Origin of the sequence: Bifidobacterium amazonense (assembly GCF_018555435.2) — a bacterium.
GTDB lineage: Bacteria > Actinomycetota > Actinomycetes > Actinomycetales > Bifidobacteriaceae > Bifidobacterium > Bifidobacterium amazonense.
Genome location: NZ_JAFEJT020000003.1, coordinates 1 through 21,687, shown reverse-complemented (window position 1 = coordinate 21,687; position 21,687 = coordinate 1). Strand labels below are relative to the sequence as shown.

General features: G+C 65.8%; 16 protein-coding genes. 7 read left to right on the top strand and 9 right to left on the bottom strand.

Annotated elements, in window-relative coordinates; translation table 11 throughout:
• Window positions 1–572: 572 nt before the first annotated feature.
• Window positions 573–1,880, bottom strand: coding sequence for an O-acetylhomoserine aminocarboxypropyltransferase/cysteine synthase family protein (locus tag JS533_RS01220; RefSeq protein WP_241512753.1), 1,308 nt, complete (start codon window positions 1,878–1,880; stop codon window positions 573–575).
• A gap of 172 nt (window positions 1,881–2,052) precedes the next feature.
• On the bottom strand, window positions 2,053–2,946 hold the full coding sequence (locus JS533_RS01215; protein ID WP_241512752.1) for a MetQ/NlpA family ABC transporter substrate-binding protein: 894 nt from the start codon (window positions 2,944–2,946) through the stop codon (window positions 2,053–2,055).
• A gap of 394 nt (window positions 2,947–3,340) precedes the next feature.
• Here JS533_RS01215 and JS533_RS01210 point away from each other — a divergent pair, with 394 nt between their 5' ends.
• The 7 genes from JS533_RS01210 (at window position 3,341) to JS533_RS01180 (ending at window position 10,535) form a co-directional block, all read left to right on the top strand.
• On the top strand, window positions 3,341–4,390 hold the full coding sequence (locus tag JS533_RS01210) for a methionine ABC transporter ATP-binding protein (RefSeq protein ID WP_241512751.1): 1,050 nt from the start codon (window positions 3,341–3,343) through the stop codon (window positions 4,388–4,390).
• Window positions 4,387–5,067 (top strand): methionine ABC transporter permease, encoded by a 681-nt coding sequence (locus tag JS533_RS01205; RefSeq protein ID WP_241512750.1) that lies wholly within the window; start codon window positions 4,387–4,389, stop codon window positions 5,065–5,067. The genes JS533_RS01210 and JS533_RS01205 overlap by 4 nt, the downstream gene beginning before the upstream one ends.
• A gap of 49 nt (window positions 5,068–5,116) precedes the next feature.
• Window positions 5,117–5,896, top strand: coding sequence for a GNAT family N-acetyltransferase (locus JS533_RS01200; protein ID WP_241512749.1), 780 nt, complete (start codon window positions 5,117–5,119; stop codon window positions 5,894–5,896).
• 53 nt (window positions 5,897–5,949) lie between these two features.
• The gene (locus JS533_RS01195; RefSeq protein WP_241512748.1) at window positions 5,950–6,879 is read left to right on the top strand and encodes a DUF1684 domain-containing protein; all 930 of its coding nucleotides are present in this window, start codon (window positions 5,950–5,952) and stop codon (window positions 6,877–6,879) included.
• A gap of 195 nt (window positions 6,880–7,074) precedes the next feature.
• A complete protein-coding gene (locus JS533_RS01190; protein ID WP_241512747.1) occupies window positions 7,075–8,166 on the top strand; it encodes an Ldh family oxidoreductase in 1,092 nt (363 codons plus the stop codon).
• A 63-nt stretch (window positions 8,167–8,229) separates the two neighbouring features.
• A complete protein-coding gene (locus JS533_RS01185) occupies window positions 8,230–9,459 on the top strand; it encodes a pyridoxal phosphate-dependent aminotransferase (RefSeq protein WP_241512746.1) in 1,230 nt (409 codons plus the stop codon).
• 74 nt (window positions 9,460–9,533) lie between these two features.
• Entirely contained in the window at window positions 9,534–10,535 is a 1,002-nt protein-coding gene (locus JS533_RS01180) for an NAD(P)-dependent oxidoreductase (protein WP_241512745.1), read from the top strand.
• Between the two features lie 67 nt (window positions 10,536–10,602).
• Here the strand turns inward: JS533_RS01180 and JS533_RS01175 are convergent, their stop codons facing one another.
• The 7 genes from JS533_RS01175 to JS533_RS01145 all read right to left on the bottom strand — a co-directional run.
• The gene (locus JS533_RS01175) at window positions 10,603–11,859 is read right to left on the bottom strand and encodes a trans-sulfuration enzyme family protein (protein ID WP_241512744.1); all 1,257 of its coding nucleotides are present in this window, start codon (window positions 11,857–11,859) and stop codon (window positions 10,603–10,605) included.
• A 968-nt stretch (window positions 11,860–12,827) separates the two neighbouring features.
• Entirely contained in the window at window positions 12,828–13,778 is a 951-nt protein-coding gene (locus JS533_RS01170) for a sulfite exporter TauE/SafE family protein (RefSeq protein WP_241512743.1), read from the bottom strand.
• A 315-nt stretch (window positions 13,779–14,093) separates the two neighbouring features.
• Window positions 14,094–15,962, bottom strand: coding sequence for an ABC transporter ATP-binding protein (locus tag JS533_RS01165; protein ID WP_241512742.1), 1,869 nt, complete (start codon window positions 15,960–15,962; stop codon window positions 14,094–14,096).
• Between the two features lies 1 nt (window position 15,963).
• Window positions 15,964–17,862, bottom strand: coding sequence for an ABC transporter ATP-binding protein (locus JS533_RS01160; protein WP_241512741.1), 1,899 nt, complete (start codon window positions 17,860–17,862; stop codon window positions 15,964–15,966).
• 329 nt (window positions 17,863–18,191) lie between these two features.
• Entirely contained in the window at window positions 18,192–18,785 is a 594-nt protein-coding gene (locus tag JS533_RS01155) for a MarR family winged helix-turn-helix transcriptional regulator (RefSeq protein ID WP_241512740.1), read from the bottom strand.
• Between the two features lie 72 nt (window positions 18,786–18,857).
• A complete protein-coding gene (locus JS533_RS01150) occupies window positions 18,858–19,703 on the bottom strand; it encodes a sugar phosphate isomerase/epimerase family protein (protein WP_241512739.1) in 846 nt (281 codons plus the stop codon).
• Window positions 19,704–19,737: 34 nt separating this feature from the next.
• Window positions 19,738–21,687 (bottom strand): FAD-binding protein (locus JS533_RS01145; protein ID WP_241512738.1); only part of this gene is annotated, 1,950 nt, incomplete at its 5' end.

Below are 21,687 nucleotides of genomic sequence, written 5' to 3'. Positions count from 1 at the left end.
GAAGACTGGTCAGTAGTCTGTTCTGAGGATTCCGAGGAGGTGTCGGAAGTTACCTGATCAGCGCTGAGGGGGGTGGGTCAGCGTTGTGGCGGAGTCGTCGGCGACGGCGACGCCGGCGTAGAGGGGTCCCAGAAGGATGGCGGTGATGAGCGCAGTGGCCTTGGTCCAACGCGCGTGCCGGTCGTTATGGTTACGACGAAAACCCATACTTCGTTTCTTCCTGATCGCTGTTGATCGAAATTGTCCTATTCTCTGGCCACCACTATAAGACCGCACCCCCGACAGAACCTTACACGTGTCAGTTTTTGGCTTGAACAAAACGGAAACCGCCATGAATCTTCCGCGGCGCATCCACATACGCGACAGCCACCAAATCCGGGCCGGCTGTCATCTCATTGCTCTCTCCGCACGAACAGGGGGGGCGCAACTGAGTCTTGTTGAGTTACGGTCTTCCCAACCCCGCCAAACGGCCGTAACTCAACAGTAGAACCACGATCCTGTTGAGTTACGGCCGTTTGAACGGTGAATGGCGGCGAATCGGCAGCGGTCTCGGCCATGCCGAGACAAACCGATCAGTACGCGCCGGCGATGGCCTGGTCGAGATCGTCGATCAGATCGTGCACATCCTCGAGGCCGATCGACAGACGCAGCAGGTTGTCGTTGACGCCCGCGGCCACGCGCCATGCGGTCGGCACCTCGCGGTGCGTGATGTTCGCCGGGTCGACGATCAGCGAGCGCGCGTCGCCGATGTTCGGCACGTAGGAGAAGATCTTCGTCCCGTCGAGGATGCGGCGCACGTTGTTCACGTCGCCGTCCACGCTGAACGAGAGGATCTGGCCGACGCCGTTCGGGAAGTACTTGGCGGCCAGCTCGAACTGCGGCGTGTTGCCGAGTCCGGAATAGTTGACCTTGACGACGTGCGGCGTGCGGGTCAGGTGCTCGGCGATGGCCGTGGCGGAGGCGACCTGGCGGCTGACGCGCTCGGGCAGCGTCTCGAGTCCGATCAGCTGCAGGTACGCGTTGAACGGGCTCTGCACCGCGCCGAACGTGCGCAGGTACTTGACGCGGATGCGCTTGATGAACGCCTCACTGCCGAACTTGCCGGCGAAGCTGCGCAGCGTGCCGTCGCCGTCGGCGATGACCTGCTCCTCGCGCGTGAACTGCGGGAAGCGGCCGTTCGTCCAGTCGAAACGGCCCGCGTCGACGATCACGCCGCCGATCGCGTTGCCGTGTCCGGTGATGCCCTTGGTGGTCGAATGCACGACGATGTCCGCGCCGAATTCGATCGGGCGCAGCAGGTACGGCGTGGGGACCGTGTTGTCGACGATGAGCGCGATGCCGTGGCGGTGCGCGAGTTCGGCGAGCGGTTCGATGTCGGTGATCTCGGTGGACGGGTTGGCGACGGTCTCCGCGTAGATCGCGCGCGTGTCCGGTCCGATGAGCGACTCGACTTCGGCCAGATCGTTGATATTGTGCGCGAAGTCGGCGTGGATGTTGAACTGCGGCAGGAAGTCGCCGAGCGCGTCGACGGATGCGCCGTACAGGTTCGTCGGGGCGATGATGCGGCCGCCGCCCTCGCCCACGCACATGAGCGCGTACGAGACGGCCGCCATGCCGCTGGACAGCGCAACCGCGCCGACGCCGCCTTCGAGGGCGGCCAGACGCCGTTCGAGGGCGTCGACGGTCGGGTTGGCGACACGCGAGTATTCGAAGCCGGGGAGGTCTCCGGCGGCGAGCGCGCGGCCACGGGCGGCGTCCTCCAGATCGAACGCGGCGGAGGCGTAGATCGGCACGCTCACCGCGTCCGCATTGTTCCGGCGGCTGTAGCCGGCATGGATGGCCTGGGTGGCGAAGCGTTGGCTCGCGGCTTGGGACGACATGGATTGCTCCCTTTCTTCGGATCGGCGGGACTCCCGGGCGGGGACGCCCGGATGGGTTTCGCCGACGGCAAAACGACAAACTGTGGTTCAGTCTAGAGAATCGTACGCCTCGACACGGGTTGAACGATACAACCTTTTCTTATGACGGGCTCTTACTCCGGGCGAGGAGCGATCAGTATTCGAACGCGGGCACGTAGCCGTTCTTGAACTGGGAGTTGAGCACCTCGGCGACCTCCTTGGTCTGGTAGGCGGCGAGCACGTCCTTGTATTCCTGCTTGTCCTTGTCGGCGGTGCGGGCCACGAGCACGTTCACCCACTGGGAGTCCTTGCCCTTGTAGTCGAGGTCCGGGTTGAAGATCGCGTCCTTGGTCGGGTCCATGTCGTGGTCGAGCACCGCGTACACGTTGATCACGCCGGCGTCGTAGTCCTTGAGCAGGTTCGGGATCTGGTTGACGTCCACCTCGTCGATGACCAGGTTCTTCGGGTTGTCCGTGATGTCGTTCTTGGTCGGGTACTGCGAGTCGCTCGGCTTGGTGACGGTGAGCAGGCCGGCCTGCTGGAGCACCTCGAGCGCGTGGCCGCCGTTCGCCGGGTTGTTCGGGATGGCGATCTTGGCACCGTCCGGGATCTGGTCGGGGCTCGTGTACTTGTCGGAGTACAGGTTGAGGCGGGAGATGTACAGGTCGCCTATGGCGGACAGCTTGTACCCGTTCGTCTTGACCTGCGTGGCGAAGAAGTTCTTGTTCTGGAAGGCGTTCAGGTCGATCTCGCCGTCGTCGACGGCCTGGTTGGCCAGGCCGGAGCCGCCCTGGAACGTGACGGTTTCGACCTTGATGTTCTTGCCTTCCTTGTCGAGGATCTCGTTGACCTTGTCCCAGACCTGGTTGTCGGCCTCGGTGACGATGCCGACCTTGACGACGGTCTTGGCGGTCTCGTCCTGCTTGCCGAACGCGAATCGGCCGGCCAATAGCGCGGCGACGACGATGATGGCGACGACGACGAGCCCGATCAGCGATCGGACGTTCTTGTTCCCGGCCTTCTTGCCGGATGCGTTGGATGCTGACATGTGCGTGCCTTCCCTCTTGTTATGTCGCGTTTGTTTATGTCGCGATATGCGATGTTCCGGTATGCGATCCGCGCGATCCGTAACGATAACGATCTCTGATCCGTACGCTCCGTATGGCCTGCGCGATCGGCTGCGAATGGGCGCGACGATCCCGCCGGCCGCCCGATGGACACGATTATGGACAACGTACGGGCGCGACACACGCCTCCCGTTATCGCCTCTGGCGCGGCCAGCGTATAAGAAAAGCCTATATGCGGCCGGATTTCGCCGATTGCAAGACCTTGGGAACCCGCTATAACCTCAATCTATCTTTCCGCCGCCCGTCGCGCCCCGCAGCCGTGATAGCTTTCAGCGAGTCAACATACGAACTTGATTCCACGGAAAGGACACGGCCATGACGGACACCTCGCCGATCATTCGGTTCGCCGACGTCTGCAAGACCTATGTGGACGACAACGGCGAGGGCCACGAGGCGCTCAGGCACATCGACCTCGAGATCAACGAGGGCGAGATGTTCGGCATCATCGGCCTGAGCGGCGCGGGCAAGTCCACGCTGGTGCGCTGCATCAACGGCATCGAACGGCCGACGAGCGGCAGCGTCGTCGTCGACGGCAACGACATCGCGTCGCTGTCCTCCGGCGCGCTGCGCGAACTGCGCACGCACATCGGCATGATCTTCCAGTCATTCAATCTCATGCATTCGCGCACGGTCGCCGGCAACGTCGAGCTCGCGCTCATCAACTCCAAGCTGTCGCGCGACGAACGCAAGGCGCGTGTCAGGGAGCTGCTCGAGCTGGTCGAACTGTCCGACAAGGCCGACCAGTATCCGTCCGAACTGTCCGGCGGCCAGCAGCAGCGCGTCGCAATCGCCCGCGCGCTGGCCAACAGGCCGCGCATCCTCCTGTCCGACGAGGGCACGAGCGCGCTCGACCCGCTGACCACCCGTTCGATCCTCGCGCTGCTCAAGAAGCTCAACGAGACGCTCGGCATCACCGTTGTGATCATCGCGCACCAGCTCACCGTCATCCAGGACACATGCACGCGCGTGGCGGTCATGTCGAACGGCGAGGTCGTCGAACAGCAGTCCGTGGAGGGCATCTTCATGAACCCGCAGGCGGACATCACCAAGCAGCTGGTCACGGCCGCCTCGAACCTGAGCAAGGTCGACGACATCCTGCAGGGACGCGACTCCGGCTTCACGCTGCACGACGACGAGATCCTCGCCGTATGCAAGTACGTGGCCCGCAGCGTGTCCGAACCGCTCGTCTCGCTCGCCTCGCGCCGGTTCGGCGTCGACATCAACATCCTGTTCGCCGACGTGTCGCGACTGCGCGAATCCGCGATCGGCGGCATCGTCATCACGATCCGCGGCGACAAGCGACAGCGCGACGCCGTGCTCGATTATTTCCGTCAGGACGGAATCCTTGTGGAGGTGCTGCGATGAGCCTGCTGACCGACCTGTTCCCGAACGTGTCCGTGCGCATGGACGAGTTCTACGACGCCACGCTGCAGACGATCTGGATGATCCTGATCGTCAGCGTCGTCTCGTTCGTGCTCAGCCTCGCGCTGGCCCTGCTGCTGACGACCTCGAAGCCCGGCGGGCTGTCGCCCAACGCGGTGGTGTTCCAGATCGTCGACAAGCTGACGAACTTCTTCCGTTCGATCCCGTTCATCATCCTGGCCACCACGATGATCCCGCTCACCCGCTTCCTGGTGGGCACGGCGATCGGCCTGCGCGGCGCGGTGGTGCCGCTGATCGTCGGCATCACGCCGTTCTTCACCCGGCAGATCGAATCCGCGTTCATGAACGTCGACCCGGGCGTGGTCGAGGCGTCCGTCTCGATGGGCCTGTCCAAGCCGCAGATCGTGTGGGCCGTCTACCTGCGCGAGTCGATCCCGCAGATCGCGAAGGTCACGTCGATCACCGTGATCCACCTGCTCGCGCTCACGGCCGTGATCGGCGTGGTCGGCGGCGGCGGACTGGGCGACTTCGCGATCCGCTACGGCTTCCAGCGGTACATGTTCGACGCGTCCGTCGCGGTGATCCTGGTCTATCTCGTATTCATCTACATCGTCGAGACGACCGGCAAGCTCATCATCGCGAGCACGACGCACGAGTAGACGGCACGAGTCGGTTCGGTACAGTCAGTTTCAGTACGGAAAGACCATCATGACCAACGTTTCCCAGCATTCCAACGACATCGACGACACCGTCGCGACGGCCGATCCGGCCGCCGGCTGGCGCATCCGGCTCGCGACCGCGGCCGACGCGGCGCAGATCGCCGGCTTCTACCGCTACTACGTGGAGCACACGTCCATCAACTTCGAGTACGAGGTACCGGACGCGGCGGAATTTCGCCGTCGCATCGGCGAGATCCTGCCCGACCTGCCATGGCTCGTCGCGGTCGAACCCGCGCCGGACGGCTCCGAGGACGGCGAGCGCATCCTCGGCTACCTGTTCGCCGAACCGGTCTCGCCGCGCGGCGCGTACGCGTGGTCGGTGAAAAGCTCGATCTACCTCGACCCGCAGGTCCGCGGCCGCGGCATCGGCAGCGCGCTGTACGCGCGGCTCGAGTCGATCCTGACCGCGCAGCATTACGTGAACCTGTACGCGATCATCACCGTCACCGCCGACGACGACCTGGCCGACATCACGTCGCCGGACGCGGCGGCCGGACGGCTCGTATGGGGCGCCGACGGACTGGCCCCGCAGGCCGGGACGGGCGACGGCTCGCAGGACTACCGTCCGGACCCGCATCTGCCGCGCACCAGCCCGCGCTTCCATCACAAGCTCGGCTTCAGCGTGATCGGCCGCGAGGTCGGCAGCGGATACAAGTTCGGCACGTGGTACGACAAGCTGCTCATGCAGAAGAAGCTCACCGCGCCGGACGCGCCGGTGGAGCCGATCCTGCCGCTGTCCGCGCTGGACGCTGCGGCGTACCTGAACTGAAAACTTCCCATCCAATCCACTTCATCCCCCCCAACCGAAAGGAACCCCCAACCATGTGGAACGTCGAACGCATCACCACCTACCAGCAGATCACCGCGCAGTCCGCCAAGGAATTCGCCGATGAGTGGGAGGAATGGCACAAGGGCCGCGAGGCGCGTCTGTCCGCCGACCACGGCTGGCTGTCGCTGCGCAGCATCGACTGGCTGGAAGACGGCAAGGAGAAGACGATCGAGGGCTTCCCGGGCAGCTTCCGCCAGGAGGGCAACAGTGTGATCTACACGCCCGAACCGGGCAAGGAGGTCGTCAACCACGGCGAGGTCGTCACCGAGCCGAAGACGATCACCGTCGAGCAGGTCGCCGACGTGAACGTGGAGGACTTCGACTACGGCGAGATCCGCGCGCAGCTGATCAAGCGCATCAGCGACACCCGCACGTACGCGGTGCGCGTGCGCGACCCGCACTCCCCCGCCATCGAGAACTTCGAGGGCGTGCCGCACTACGAGCCGGACCAGAAGTGGGTGTTCCCGGCCCGCTACGTGCCGAACAAGGAGTGGAAGTCGAGCGTCGTGAGCGCGGTGCTCGGCGACATCTCGCACGACGAGACCGCGATCGGCACGCTGTACGTGACCATCGCCGGCCTCGAGTTCCCGCTCACCGTCTTCCAGGGCCACAACGACACGTCCGGCCTGATCGGCAAGGACGAGAACGGCAACGACGTCTATCTCGACAACCGCACCGACACCGACGACATCGCGTTCCTGCTGTTCAAGGACGCGACCTCCGGCAAGGAGACGTACGGCGGCGCCCGCGCGCTCACGTTCAACATCCACGACCCGCAGCAGGTCTCCTACGTGGACTTCAACCGCGCGTGGAACCTGCCGTGCGCGTTCACCACGTACTGCACCTGCCCGTTCGCCCCGCTCGAGAACAAGCTGCCGATCCCGATCTACGCCGGCGAGAAGACCCCGGTCCACCAGTACTGAGACGGCGCTGCCGGCCGGCGACGACCGGCACCCGACCCGACCACGGCCCGAGCGGCCGGTTCCCCCGCGAACCGGCCGCTCGCCGTCGTCATACGCACGTCATACACACGTTGCGCGCACGCATCCGCCGTACGCGCACCCCATTCCACGGGGATTCCATTCCACCAGGATTCGCAAGCAACGAAGGAGACGGCCATGCCACAGATCGAAGCGGACGAGGCGCAGGCATTCTGCACGCGCGTGTTCGAGGCGTACGGATTCGAGGCCCGCGACGCGGCGCGCATCGCCGACTCGCTGGTGGACGCCGACCGGCACGGCATATCGTCGCACGGCATCCAGCGGATGCGCATGTACGACGAGCGCATCCGCGCCGGCAAGATCGTCGTCGGCGAGCAGGGCGAGACCGTCTTCGAGACGCCGGTGTCCGCGCTCTACGACGGGAGGCACGGCATGGGCCAGATCGTCGCGTCGAACGCGATGGACATCGCCGTCGCCAAGGCCGAGGCGAACGGCATCGGCATCGTCAACGTGCGTCATTCCAACCATTTCGGCGCGGCCGGCTACTACAGCCGGCTCGCCATGGACCGCGGGATGTGGGGCGTCGCGGCCACCAACAGCAATCCGCTCATGGCCCCCACCCACAGCGCGCGGGCGTTCCTCGGCAGCAACCCGCTGTCGGTCGGCATCCGCACGGAACACGACGAGTTCCTGCTCGACGGCGCCACCACGGCCGCCTCGCTCGGCAAGATCGAGGTGCTCGCCCGCGCCGGCCGTCCGATCGAGGGCACGCTGGCCCTGCGTCCGGACGGCACCGCGATCGTCGACGCCCGGGAGGCGGTGCACGACTGGCGGGCCGACCACGGCAGCGTCTCGCTCACGCCCATCGGCGGTGCCGGCGAGACCAACGCCGGGTACAAGGGCTACGGACTGGGCCTGCTGGTCGAGATCCTCACGTCCGCGATCGCCGGCGCGCCGCCGTCGGCCGACCTGCACAGCGACGACATCTCCCACATCCTCATCGCGGTCGACCCGGCCATCTTCGGCGACGTCGCGCCGATCAACGAACGTATCGACGACATGCAGCGCCGCATCCGCGCCCTGCCGTCCTACGACGGCCAGCCCGTGCGCGTGCCGGGCGACAAGGAGCGCGACGCCTTGCGGGAGACGGACGCGAACGGCATCACGGTGAGCGAGTCGACGCTGGACGAGCTGCGAGGCATCGCCGAACGGCTGAATCTGGACCGTCCGTGGAACAGCGGACCACGGAACGCGCGAAACGGCGCATAATCGAACGGACACACGAACGGACAACGGCAAACACGGCACAGCGAACGACAGGAGCGGCACGGCATGACGGACATCACGGAAGCACAGGACCCTACGGAGACCACGGACGAAACGCCGCAATCCCTGCCGGGCCGGGACTGGGCGGACGCGTTCAACGCGGACCTGCGGCAGGCGAAGGAGTCTCCGATCCGCGCGTTCAATGCAAGCATCTCCGGGATTCCGGGGATCCTCAAACTGACGTTGGGCGAACCGGACTTCGCCACGCCCGATCATGTGCGCGAGGCCGCGGAACGCTCGCTGCGCGACCATCGCACGCACTACGCGCCAAGCCCCGGCACGCCCGGGCTGCGCGAGGCGATCGCCGGCTTCCTGGACCGGCGCATGGGGCTTACGTACGAGCCCGGCCAGGTGATCGTCACCGAAGGCGCGTACGAGGCGCTCGGCAGCACGATGCGCGCGCTGCTCGACCGCGACAGCGTGCTGCTCGTCCCCTCCCCGTACTTCGGCCTGTACCGCAACCTCGCCGTGGCCAACGGCGCGCGGTTCGTCGCGATCGACACGTCGGACACCGGGTTCATGCTCTCGCCCGAACGGCTCGACGAACAGCTGGCCCGGTACGCGGACCGCAGGACCGTGCTGCTGATCAACGACCCGTGCAATCCGACCGGTGCGGCGTACCCGGCCGAACTGGTGCGTCGGATCGCGCAGGTCGTCGAACGTCACCGCACGATCGTCGTCAGCGACGAGGTCTACGCGCAGCTCACGTACGGTGAGCCGCACGAGTCCATCGCAAGGTATCTGCCCGACCGCACGATCGTCATCGACAGCACGTCGAAGACGTACGCGATGACCGGCTGGCGTCTCGGCTACATCGCCGCGCCGGAACCGGCCGTCGCCGAACTCGCGAAATCGCATCAGCTGGCCGTCGGATCGGCCTCCATGTTCGTCATGGACGCGGCCGAGGAGGCGTACCGCAACGGCGACGCGGACATCGACCGCATGCGGGCCGCCTACCATGCACGGCGCGACCTGTTCTCCGGACTGCTCGCGCAGGCCGGCTTCGACTACGTGGCACCGTCCGGCGCGTTCTACCTGTATGTGCGCGTGCCGGATTCCTACCACGGCTCCAGCACGCAGTACGCGACCGCCATGGCCCACGAGGCGCTCGTGGCGTGCGTGCCGGGCGACGCGTTCGAGGACTCCCCCAGCCGCTACATCCGCTTCAGCTACGCGGCCGGCGAAGACCAACTGCGCGAGGCGGCGCGCAGGATCGGCGAGTGGGCGCGCGGCTGACGCACCCGGCCGGATTCGCATACGGACCCGTGAACAGACCTGTGAACAGACCTGTGAACAGAAAGGAACCGAACATGGCATCGATAGCGTTCTACTATCCGCTGGACGAGGAGCGCGTGGCCGCCGACGCATGGTCGCGCGAACGCGGCATCGACGTGGACTGCTACAACTTCGACCTGCTGGACTCCACGGTCGAAACCGCGAAGGGCCACAAGGCCGTCTGCTACCGCCAGCGCGTGCCCATCAGCGCGGACGGCAGCCTGTACGACAGGCTGGCCGAATACGGCGTGGGCCACATCGGCCTGCGCTCGGCCGGACTCGACACGGTGGACATCCGCCGCGCGCACGCGCTCGGCATGAAGGTCACGAACGTGCCGTCGTACTCGCCGCCGGCCGTCGCCGAACTCGTGCTCACGCACGTCATGACGCTCGTGCGCCAGCTCAACCTGTTCGCCGACCGCGCCGCGCACAACGACTACATCGTCTCCGGACTCATGTCGCCGGAACTGTCCGAACTGACGATCGGCATCATCGGCGTGGGCCGCATCGGCTCGCAGGTCGCGCGCATCTTCCACGCGCTCGGCGCCACGGTGATCGGCAACGACATCCACGAAAACCACGAATTCGACGACATCCTCACGTTCGTCTCCAAGGACGAGCTGTTCGCCCGCGCCGACGTGGTCACCATGCACACGTGGCTCGACGAGCATACGCGGCACCTGATCAATGCGGACACGCTGCGCCGCATGAAGCCGACCGCGTATCTGGTGAACGCCTCGCGCGGGCCGGTGGTCGACACGGACGCGCTCATCGACGCGCTGGACGCGGGCGTGATCCGCGGGGCCGCGCTGGACGTGGTCGAAGGCGAGGCGACGCTGTACAACAAGACCTACGACGGCCGCATCCCCGACCTGCGCTACCAGCATCTGCAGGACATGCCGAACGTGATCATCTCGCCGCACGTCGGCTTCTTCACCGACATCGCCGTGCACAACATGGTCTTCGAGGCGCTCGACGACGCGTGGACGATCATTCAGGGCGGCACGAGCCCGCATGAGATTCATTTTGATGAGTGATTCCGATGAGTGATGCGGTCGCGTCCGGCACGGTCCCCCAACCATGCCGGACGCGACCGTCCGCACCCTAGGCGAACACGCCGGAGGCGAGCTGGCTGAACGATTCGGCGCCCGCGTGGTCGCGCACGTACGCTTCGTACGCCTTGTCGAGCGCTTGGCCGAGATCCTCGATCAGATCGGTCGCATCCTCGATGCCGACCGCCAGACGGATCAGCTCGTCGGTGATGCCGACCTTGAGCCGCTCCTCCCGGGGCAGTTCGAAATGGGTCATGCGCGCCGGGAATTCGGCGAGGCTTTCGACAGCGCCAAGGCTTACCGCCAGGCGGAAGATGTGCAGGTTGTTGAGCACCACGCCCGGGTCGACGCCCGGCACGACCTCGAACGAGAGCACGCCGCCGAAGCCGCGCAGTCCGTTCTCGGCGAGCACCTTGTTGTGGTCGCGCTGCACGCCCGGATAGTGCACGGTCTTGACCAGCGGATGCGCGAGCAGGTATTCGGCGATGGCCTGCGCGTTGGCCTGCTGGCGGTCCATGCGCAGCGCGAGCGTCTGGATGCCGCGGCGCACGTCGTTGCATTCGGCCGGCTGCAGCACGCCGCCGAAACGGTTCTGTGCGAAGTAGATCTTGCGGCCGATCTCGTCGTCGAGCACGACGACCAGTCCCGCGGTCACCTCGGAATGGCCGGCCAGATACTTGGTGGCCGAATGGACGACCACGTCGGCGCCCAGGTCGAGCGGCTGCTGCAGGTACGGCGTGACGAACGTGTTGTCGACGATCGCGATCGCGCCGTGACGGTGCGCGACGGCGGCGATGCGGTTCACGTTGTTGACCTGCAGGAGCGGATTGGTGAGGACCTCGAAATACACGGCCTTGGCCGGGCTGGTCGCCTTGAGTTCGCGGCCGTCGAACGTGACGCGGGCACGGCCGGAGACCGCGTCGTCGAGCGCCTCGTAGTCGGCGGTGTCCACCGGTTCGAACGTGATGCCGCGCTCGGCGAAGTATTCGTTGAACAGCGAGTACGTGCCGCCGTAGATGTTCTTGCCGACGACGATGCGGTCGCCCGGCTTGAAGATGCTCAGGACCGCGTGGATCGCGGCGAGGCCGGACGCGAACGCGAAGCCGCGCGTGCCGTGCTCGAGCTGGGCGATCTGCCGCTCGAGGAACTCGCGGGTCGGGTTGCCGCTGCGTGAATAGTCCCAGCGGGGCATCGCCTCGACCGATTCGAAAGCATACGTGGATGAGTTGTAGATGGGCGGGTTCACGGCACCGGTGTTGTTGTCGTTCACCGGCAGTCCGTGGACCAGCTGAGTGTTGAACCTCGTCATGGCGCACCTCCTTGGGATGTCTGCGTGTCGTTCGTCTGCCGACGGGTTTCGCCGGCTGTCTTCCGGCGTTCGCCGGCGGCCGCGCGGAATGTCGTTCGGATGGGTGCCCCTCCCGGATGGCTTCCGGATGGCTTCAGGAACCGTTTCCCGACTGTTTCCGCGCAACTGGCTATGACTATACCGGCCGTCTCACGCGCATACCACGGCGTGGCTATACGCGTTGCTTATGGGACGCTACAGCAGTGCTATTTGTCGGCGAGGTACAAGCCGGCAGGCGAGCTAATACAACGCGGGCGAAGCTCATCCGCAATTGCAAGACGCCGAGGCTGATGACAGCCTCTGATGACAGCCTCTTGCCTGGTCCAAGTGGATGGTCAGTGCCCCTCTTAGGCATGTCTTAGGCATGGTTGACGGCTGCCAAGTGCTGACCGGCGCATAACCGAACAGCCGATCGTGGGCATAAAAGCCCCACGTCATGGGATTGTGGGCATGGACCTACCATGAAGAGGCCTCGCAGACCCTCTACGTGGCTGGTCTATGCCCACGATGTCCGAAATCACCCACAATCCGATGAACGTCGTATCCCGTTTATGCCCACGATCCGGCACATTATCCGGTATTTTCAGTCCCCATGTCGTCAACGGCGTTCGCAAGGATCCCGTTTATGCCCACAACACCAAATCTCAGCCATCTCCCACGTCCCTTCCGCGTGATCATTGTGGGTATAAACCATACATTTTGAAGTGGTTCCTACATTGACGCCGATTGTATTGACGCGGATCATCGCAACACCCCGCCGACGCTTCGACCATTCCGCTGCGCTGATGGCATGTTCTCACGGTTTTGGCATCGCACGCAGCGCGATTCCTCGGCAGGGACAGACATCCTTGGCAATGAACCCGGTCATGGGAAATGCAGGGAACTAAATGCAGAAGACCGTTGGCTGGCGCAATCCCCTAACGCCGACGTCACAGATAGGTTTTGACGGCGAGGTCGAGCGTGAGCACGATGCCGGCGATGACGGCGGCGGCGCGCATCACGTTGGCGGGGATCTTGCGGGTGATCGGCGGGGCGATGTAGCCGCCGATGAAGCATCCGATGCACAGCATGATCGCGGCGGGCCAGTTGACCACACCCTTGACGATGAACACGACGGATGCGGTGATGTTCGCGCCCGTGCCGATGAGCGTCTTGAGCGCGTTGATCTTATGGAACGGGCCGATGTTGGCCGCGTCGAGCACGGCGAGCGCCACCGTGCCTGCACCCGCGCCGAAGTAGCCGCTGTATACGGCCACGGCGACCACGCCGAGCCACACCCCCCACGAGTCCTGTCGCATGGGCTGCACGGGTTGGTCCTCCGGATTGGTCGCCTTTGCTGCGGATGATGTACCGGATGAGCCCGTCTTCGTGGTCGCGGCAACGGTACCGGTCGTCAGGCTCGGCGCACCTGCCTCGGCCGCATCCTGCCCGGCATCCTGCCCGGCATCCTGCATTGCGGCGAGCTGGGCCTGCGCGTCGCGCGCGGCCTGCTTGGCCTGCATGCGGCCGCGCGGGTTGAATGCGATCATCAGCGCGCTGAACAGGATGAGCGCGGGCGCGAGGAATTCGAACACGCTCGGGTCGAGTCCGAGCAGCAGGAGCGCGCCGAAGATGCCGCCGACCGCGCCGATCGCGATATAGACAGCGGAGCGCAGCGTCTGTCCGGCCAGTTCCTTGCGCGCACCCATCAATCCGCCAATGCCGGTGCCGACCACGCCGACCGTGTTGCTCGCGTTGGCGAGCACGGGCGGAATGCCGAGCGCGAGCAGCGCCGGATACGAGACGAGCGACGACGCGCCCACCGCGTATCCGACGAATCCCGCGCCGATGCCGGCCAGCAGGATCAGGAACAGCGTCAGCACCGAAAACCCAGCGATCATGCGCACATCCTCCTTCGCATCCGAGCGCCGCCCGACGGCGCAACCTCAGCGAGCATACGCCGCAAGCCACTCCCCCATATCCCGCCCTACGCTATATGGACATCTTCGGAATCGCGCTGCACGCGATGCCGTGTTGTTGGCGGCCTGCGACCGCGAGCTCCCCACCCGACTTCGTCGGGAGCCCCCTCAGTGAGGACATCGCCGTGAAGCAAACAGCAGAGCTGCTTGTAGGCGATGTGCGAGCCGACAGGCGAGCCAACACAACGCGGGCGAAGCCCGTCCATAATTGCAGGACGGCCGAGGCTCCGCCGGCAGTTACGCGAACTGGGAGTTGTAGAGGGCGGCGTAGCGGCCTCCGGCGTCGAGGAGGCTGTGGTGGTCGCCCATTTCGACGATGTCGCCGTGCTCCATGTACAGGATCAGGTCGGCGTCGCGGATGGTGGACAGACGGTGCGCGATCACGAAGCTCGTGCGACCGGCCATGAGCCGGGCCATCGCCTTGCCGATCTCCGCCTCGGTGCGTGTGTCGACCGAACTGGTCGCCTCGTCCAGAATCAGGATCGGCGGGTCGGCGAGGAACACGCGCGCGATGGTGAGCAGCTGGCGCTGCCCGACGGACAGGTTGCCGGCCTCGTTGTCGAGCATCGTGTCGTAGCCGTGCGGCAGCGTGCGGATGAAATAGTCCGCACGCGCGGCCTTCGCGGCCTCCACGATCTCGTCGCGCGTCGCGTCCGGCCGACCGTAGGCGAGGTTTTCGGCCACGGTGCCGCCGAACAGCCACGTGTCCTGCAATACCATGCCGAATTCGCGGCGCAGTTCGCCGCGCGTCATATCCGCGGTGGACACCCCGTCGAGCGTGATCCGTCCGCCGTCGATCTCGTAGAAGCGCATGAGCAGGTTGATCAGCGTGGTCTTGCCCGCGCCCGTCGTGCCGACGATCGCGATCTTGCGTCCGGGTTCGGCGACGAAGCTCACGTCCTTCATCAGCGGCTTGTCCGGGTCGTATCCGAAGCGCACGTGGTCGAAGACTACGCGGCCGCGCACCGGCTCGACGGCATGCGCCGCAACGTCCGGCGTCGGGTCGGGCCGTTCCTCGTCCTCGTCGAGCAGTTCGAACGTACGCTCCGCGGAGGCGAGCGCCGACTGCAGCGAGTTGATCATGTAGCTCGCCTCGGTCATCGGCTCGCTCACCTGGATCACGTACTGGAAGAACGCCTGCGCCACGCCCACGCTCATGCGTCCGCCGATCACCATCCATCCGGCGAGCACCATCACGAACATCTGCGAGAAGCGCGAGATCATGCGGATGAGCGGGTTGACGGACATGGTGATGAAGTCGGCGGTCTGCGCGGCGCGGCGGGTGCGTTCGGCGGCGTCCTCCATCGCGGCGATGCTGTCGGCCTCGCGGTTGTACGCCTTGATGATGTTGCGGCCCTTGTAGTATTCCTCCGCAAGGCCCGTCAGCTCGCCGACGGTCTCCTGCCTGAGGGAGGCGACCTCGAGGTTCTTCTTCGCCACGAGCTTGGTGACCCACAGGCTGAACGCCATGAAGCACAGGAACACGAGCGTGAGCAGCCACGAATAGCAGATCATGATCACCAGCGAGCCGGTGATCGTCGTGATCGCGGTGATCAGGCGCAGCAGGCCGGTCTGCATGACCTCGCTGATGCGGTCGAGGTCGTTGGTGACCTTGCTGAGCACTTCGCCCGGCTTGTTGCGGTCGAAGAAGCGCAGCGGCAGCCGTTGGATCTTCGCGCTGATCTGCTTGCGCAGGCTCAGGTTGAGGTTTTCGGCCACCGACGCCATCAGGTACGACTGCAGGTAGTAGAACGCGGCCTCGCCGAGGTACAGGACCGCCAGGATCAGGATCGGCCAGCCGATGCCGCCCGCGCTCCATTCGATCGCGTACGGCGTGCCGGCCTTCCACGCCTCCTGCACGGCCGTCCAGATCGCGTCGACCACGACCGCGCTGTACATCGGCGCCGCGATGTGGAAGAACGTGAACAGCAGGATCGACGCGGCCACTACCGCCAGGCGCACACGCTGCTCCTTAAGCTGCGCGAACAGTCGTTTGGCCGTGGCGGAGGCGTTCTTCGGGGCCTCCAGTTCGATGTCGTCGCTTGAGGACGCGGTGATGACGGCCTCGTCCATGCCGTCGATCGGTTCGTAGTTGTCGTTGCTCATGTCACGCCTCCTTTCCCGGCGTCGTATCGTTCGTATTGTCCGTCGTGCACGCAGTGTCATCCGTCGCGGTCGTACCGTCCGCTGCATCCGGCCGTGCGATGCGCCGCGCGAGTTCGGCCACGTCGTCGGCCGTCGCCGGACCGGCCGCATCCTGCGTCTCGGATGCCTCCTTCGTCTGCGATTCGACGATCTCGCGGTAGACCGCGCACGTTCGCATCAGCTCGTCGTGCCGGCCGATGCCCGCGACCTCGCCGTCCGAGAGCACGACGATCTGATCCGCATGCTGGATCGTGCTCACGCGCTGCGCGATGATGAGCACCGCACGGTCGTCGGTCTCCTCGGCGAGCGCGTGCCGCAATGCCGCGTCCGTGCGGAAGTCGAGCGCGGAGAAACTGTCGTCGAAGATGACCAGTTGGCTGTCGCCGACGAGCGCGCGGGCGATCGACAGTCGCTGCTTCTGGCCGCCGGAGAAGTTCGTGCCGCCCTGTGCGACGCGCGAGTCAAGGCCGTCGGGCAGCGAGTCGACGAATTCGCGCGCCTGCGCGACGTCGATCGCATGATCGAGCCGTTCGCGGCTCGCGTCGCGGTCGCCGTAACGCAGGTTGTCGGCGATCGTGCCGGAGAACAGCCATGCCTGCTGCTGCACGTACGAGACGCGCGTGCGCAGGTCGTGCTGGCGCATGTCGCGCACGTCCACGCCGTCGAGCGTGACCTTGCCCCACGTCGCGTCGTGGAAGCGCAGCGCGAGCATCGCGATCGTCGACTTGCCCGAACCGGTGCCGCCGATGATCGCCGTGGTCTGGCCGCGCCGGCAGGTGAAGCTGACGTGGCTCAGCGCGTCCTCCTGCGCGTCGGCGAAACGGAACGTCACGTCGCGGAACGCGAGCACCTCGCCGTCGTCGAGCGGCTTGCGGCCGGCCATGTCGATGGTCTTGGCCGGCTCCGGGTCGACGATCTGCGGACTGTGGTCGAGTACGAGACGCACGCGTTCGCAGCATTCGAGGGCGCGCGGCAGGGTGATGATGACCATCTGGCCCATCATCAGGTAGAAGAGCGCCATGACCGAGTATTCGACGATGGCCGTGATGTCGCCGATCTGGAAGCCGCCGGCGTCGATGCGCGGGCCGGCCATGAAGTAGACGATGACGACGAACACGTTGATGCCGAAGTACGAGAGGCCGTCGAGGTTGGCGAACAGGCGGTTCGCCTTGATGGACGTGACCGCGTAGTCGGTGAACGTCTCGTCCATGCGGTTGCGTTCATGCCGCTCCTTGCCGAACGCGCGGATGACGCGCACTCCGGTGAGGTTTTCGAGCAGCACGGCGCCGATGCGGTCGAGCAGCTTCTGCAGACGGCGGAACAGCGGGGACGCGGAGCGCATGATGAAGAACGCGACGACGCACACGAATGCGATCACGGCGAGCAGGCCGAGCGACATGCCCACGTCGAGGCGGAACGACAGCGTGAGCGCCATGACGAAGATGATCGGCACGGGCAGCAGCATGCCCATGACGTTGGTCATGGCCAGCTGGATGTTGACGATGTCGTTGATGGTGCGTGTGGTGATGGACGCGGTGCCGAAGTTGCGGAAGTCGTAGATCGACAGGTCGAGCGACTTCCGGTACAGGGCCATGCGCATGTCCTTGCCGACCTTGCTGGTCAGCTGCGAGCAGCACCAGCCGCCGGCCACGGCCGCCGTGCCGGAGATGAGCGCGGCGAGGCCCATCTTCACGCCGGTCGAGATCATCGCGTCGAGGGTGGCGCCGGACGCGCTTTCGTTGAGCAGCTCGGCCACGAACGTGGGGATGACGAGCGCGCCGATCACGTCGAAGAACAGCAGCACCAACGTCAGCGCGAACAGCCCCCAGTACGGTCTCATGAAGCGTGCGACCAGCCGCATGGATATCCAACTCCCTTATATGTTCCCTATGTCGTTGCCCGGCGGGGACGGTCGCATCCGGTGCGCCGGCCCGCCCTGGGTCTTATTCGTTTCCGTTGTCGTGAGCCCGCAAGCGTCCTCGTCGCGAGCACACCACCCCATATTGTCCCATTATGGGACAAATGTCAATTACGGCGAGTTCCGCGAGCTACAAGTCGACGAACGATGATGGGATGCTGGGCCATGGCTGCCCAAATCCGAGCGGATGGTTGACATGTCTTGAGGCATGATTGACGGGCATGGCCGACTGTTTTGCGTCGCACTATCCCCACTTTTGGAAGGGGATGCCGTCAGACGCGGACTTCGCGGAGTTGGCGGCGGAAGGCCTCGCCGAAGATCTCCATACCGCGGACCAACGCGTCGCGGGCGGATGGGTCGAGCTCGCTCATCGCGCGGTATTCGACCGCACGTTCGGGCGCGATGATCCCGTTGCAATAGCGCCTCCCGGCCTCGGTGAGCCAGACCGCCTTGACGCGCCGGTCGCCCGCTCCCCCGGCGCCCGCCTCGCCGAGCCGCACATAGCCTTGCTCGACAAACGAGGAAACGACATTGTTGACCGTCTGCCGCGGCAGCATCGTGTATTCGCAGATCGCCTTCTGCGAGGCGCCGTCATGATCGTTGAGATAGTCGAGCACGCACATCACGCTGTCGGACAGCCCCAGCCGGCGGCCGTAGTCGGCGAACGCCACATCGATGCGGCGCAGCTCCTCGAAGAAGCGGTCCAGCTGTTCGGGAATCGACGCCGCGGCGGGCGCGATTGCACCGGCATCCGCCGTACCCGCAACACCGGCAACAGCCATCCCATCGTCAGACGCACCCATCCCAGCCTCCTTGGACCATTCATCTCGCAATAGTCCCATTGTAAGACAGATATTCAGTCGCATACGACGAAGCCGTCGCATTACGGGGTGTGATGCGACGGCTTCGTACGGTGCAGCTTGCCCGAGCGGGAATCGTCACGCCTGGGGCCAGTAAGGCGCGACCTCCTTGTCGAAGGCGTCGGAGACGCGGGCGGCGACCTGGTCGAACGGGGTGTCCCAGACGGCCTGGTTGAAGATCTCGCATTCGATGTCGCCGCGCCAGCCAGTGGCGGCCACGGCCTCGGTCAGGGACTTGAAGTCGATCACGCCCTCGCCCATGTAGTGGCGGCTCAGCAGCACGTCCTTCTCGAACGGGGTGCGATAGTCGCACACCTGATAGGTGGCGATGCGGCCCTCATGGCCGGCGCGCGCGATCGAGTCGAGCACCTGCGGATCCCAGAAGATGTGGAACGTATCCACGGTCACGCCCACGGCCTTCGGATCGAACGGGGCGGCGATGTCGAGCGCCTGGCCGAGCGTCGAGACGCACGCGCGGTCGGTGCAGTACATCGGGTGCAGCGGTTCGATCGCGAGCGTCACGCCCGCGGCGAGCGCGTCCGACTCGAGTTCGGCGAGTGCGTCCGAGATGCGGGCGCGGGCGCCGATGAGATCCTTGGATCCTTCCGGCAGGCCTCCGACGACGAGCACGAGCACCTTGCAGCCGAACGCGGCGGTCTCCTCGATCAGACGACGGTTGTCGTCGATGGAGGCGCGGCGCGAGTCGCCTTCCGGCATGGTGAAGAAGCCGCCGCGGCACATGGTGGACACGCGCAGGCCGGAATCGGCGACCATCTTCACGGCCTCCTCGACGCCCACGGCCTCGACGGGTTCACGCCACAGGCCGACGCTCTGGTAGCCGGCGGCTGTAAGCGTGTCGAGCGTCTGGCGCAGGTCGGCGTACTTGATGGTCGCCTGGTTCATCGACAGAATCGGATTAGTCATAATAGGCTCCTTTGCAATAGGTATAGGTAACGGGTCAGTCGACGTTGCCGGTCTCGCGGTAGTCGCGCCACACGTTCTCGAAGAAGTCGTCGTCCTCCGGGATCGGCCGCACCAGACGCCATGCGCACGCGATCGAACCGCCCTCGCCCGCACGTCCGGCATCGTCGGCACCAGCAGCGCCAGCACCGTCAGCCGCACCGGCCGCGGCCGACACGAACGTCGTCTCCTGCGTCTCGCCGTCCAGCCTGCCGCCGTCGAGCGTGAACTTGAACCGGTCGTCGAGGTCGATCGGCGTGTCCGCGTCCTGGCCGAAGCCCTTGACCGGCAGCTTGCCGTTCGGGTCGGTCCACAGCACGGATCCGCGCGACGTGTTGTTCGCGTGCTCGGCGTATTCGGCCATCGCGCCGAGGTACGTGTACGCGCTGGTGAGGATGTCGCGCACGAGGAACACGCGGTCGATGCTGCGCCGCGACTTGGCCGAGGCGCTCACCGTGCGATCGTATTCGTCGAGCCAGCCGCCGACCGTGTCGCGCGCGGCGCGCACGTCGTCGACGTTGCGCACGGGACCGGCCTTGGCGCTCATCAGCTGGCGCACGTCGTCGAGATAGTCGCCGACGTTCTCCGCACCGGACTCCGCCGCACGATCACACGCGCCGGCCAGCAGGTCGAACGCATGACCGACCACAGGGGCGGCGAACTCGGCGAACTCGGCGTCGTCGGTCAGCGGCAGGGACGCGCGATGCGCGGAGATCCACGTCGCCGCGCGCAACGCCGCGACCTGGCCCTCGTTGAGCGCCGAGCCGCCCGGACGGTACACGCCGTGGCCGCCGTCGACCTCGCCGCACGGGAACAGGCCTTCGATGTTGGACCGCCACCAACGGTCGATCGTGAGGCCGCCGTTGTTGTGCTGGGCGCACACGTCGACGCGCAGCATCTCCTTCTCGAGGTCGACGCCCGGGTTCTTGTCGAGATAGAACTGGTAGGCGGGCTCGTTCATGTGGCGCAGGCGTTCGATCGGCGTGCCGAACAGCGCGCCGGCCTTGTCGAGGTAGTCGCGCGCCTCCGGGTCGAGCGCGTCGGCGTCAAGCTCGGCGCGCATCGGGTTGGTGCGGAAGTCGAGGTACACGTAACGGCCGCGCAGCACGGTCTCGCGGTAGACGAGCAGGTCGATGAGCGACGAGCCGTCGCGCGCCTTGCGGATGTCGAACGGCCACTGGTAGCCCTTGAGGAACACGAGCGAAAGCTGACGGCCGTAGTCCGGGATCGCTTCGGACAGGAACTCGCGCTCGTCCGAGCCGTCCGGGTTCGTGGACACGAAGCGCGGCAGCACCTGCATGTACGTGCCGGACACGTTCCAGCGCGGGGTGAGCGAGGCGAGGCCGAACTGCCATTCGGTCAGGTTCTTGCCCTTCGCGCCGGCGCGCAGCGGCGCGCCCGAAGCGCCCCACTGGCCGTTCGGGTACACGCTGTTCGCGTACATGCCCGCCGGGCCGCCGGTCGCGTAGACGATGTTCGGCGTGCGGAACACGGTGAAGCGCGGCTGGTCGGTGCCCGGCTCGGCGCGGCGGTTGAGCACGAGCAGTCCGATCACCTGGCCGTCGTGGACGAGCACGTCGACGACGCGGCAGAATTCGAACGTTTCGATGCCCTTCGCCTCGACGGCCTTCTGCAGATGCTCGACCATCGACTTGGACGTGTACGGGCCGACGGACGTGGCGCGGCGGCGCGGGTCGTGGTCGGTCTTGTAGCCGATGTATTCGCCGTAGCGGTTGCGCGGGAACGGCACGCCGAGCTCGCACAGGTGCAGGAACGCCTGCGTGGAGCAGGCCGCCTCGGCGAGCGCCACGTCGCCGTCGACCGCGCCGCCGGAGAACAGCGTTTCGGCCATGTCGCGCACGGAGTCGGGGTCGCCGCCGGACAGGGTGAGCTTGTAGTAGGTCTGCTTGTCGGAGCCCGCGTTGCGTGACGTGCCGGCGTCGACGCG

Bases quoted from the DNA above. Each gene is read 5' to 3' on its own strand.
- JS533_RS01220 (WP_241512753.1), bottom strand. From the start codon at position 1,880: ATGTCGTCCCAAGCCGCGAGCCAACGCTTCGCCACCCAGGCCATCCAT.
- JS533_RS01215 (WP_241512752.1), bottom strand. From the start codon at position 2,946: ATGTCAGCATCCAACGCATCCGGCAAGAAGGCCGGGAACAAGAACGTC.
- JS533_RS01210 (WP_241512751.1), top strand. From the start codon at position 3,341: ATGACGGACACCTCGCCGATCATTCGGTTCGCCGACGTCTGCAAGACC.
- JS533_RS01205 (WP_241512750.1), top strand. From the start codon at position 4,387: ATGAGCCTGCTGACCGACCTGTTCCCGAACGTGTCCGTGCGCATGGAC.
- JS533_RS01200 (WP_241512749.1), top strand. From the start codon at position 5,117: ATGACCAACGTTTCCCAGCATTCCAACGACATCGACGACACCGTCGCG.
- JS533_RS01195 (WP_241512748.1), top strand. From the start codon at position 5,950: ATGTGGAACGTCGAACGCATCACCACCTACCAGCAGATCACCGCGCAG.
- JS533_RS01190 (WP_241512747.1), top strand. From the start codon at position 7,075: ATGCCACAGATCGAAGCGGACGAGGCGCAGGCATTCTGCACGCGCGTG.
- JS533_RS01185 (WP_241512746.1), top strand. From the start codon at position 8,230: ATGACGGACATCACGGAAGCACAGGACCCTACGGAGACCACGGACGAA.
- JS533_RS01180 (WP_241512745.1), top strand. From the start codon at position 9,534: ATGGCATCGATAGCGTTCTACTATCCGCTGGACGAGGAGCGCGTGGCC.
- JS533_RS01175 (WP_241512744.1), bottom strand. From the start codon at position 11,859: ATGACGAGGTTCAACACTCAGCTGGTCCACGGACTGCCGGTGAACGAC.
- JS533_RS01170 (WP_241512743.1), bottom strand. From the start codon at position 13,778: ATGATCGCTGGGTTTTCGGTGCTGACGCTGTTCCTGATCCTGCTGGCC.
- JS533_RS01165 (WP_241512742.1), bottom strand. From the start codon at position 15,962: ATGAGCAACGACAACTACGAACCGATCGACGGCATGGACGAGGCCGTC.
- JS533_RS01160 (WP_241512741.1), bottom strand. From the start codon at position 17,862: ATGCGGCTGGTCGCACGCTTCATGAGACCGTACTGGGGGCTGTTCGCG.
- JS533_RS01155 (WP_241512740.1), bottom strand. From the start codon at position 18,785: ATGCGACTGAATATCTGTCTTACAATGGGACTATTGCGAGATGAATGG.
- JS533_RS01150 (WP_241512739.1), bottom strand. From the start codon at position 19,703: ATGACTAATCCGATTCTGTCGATGAACCAGGCGACCATCAAGTACGCC.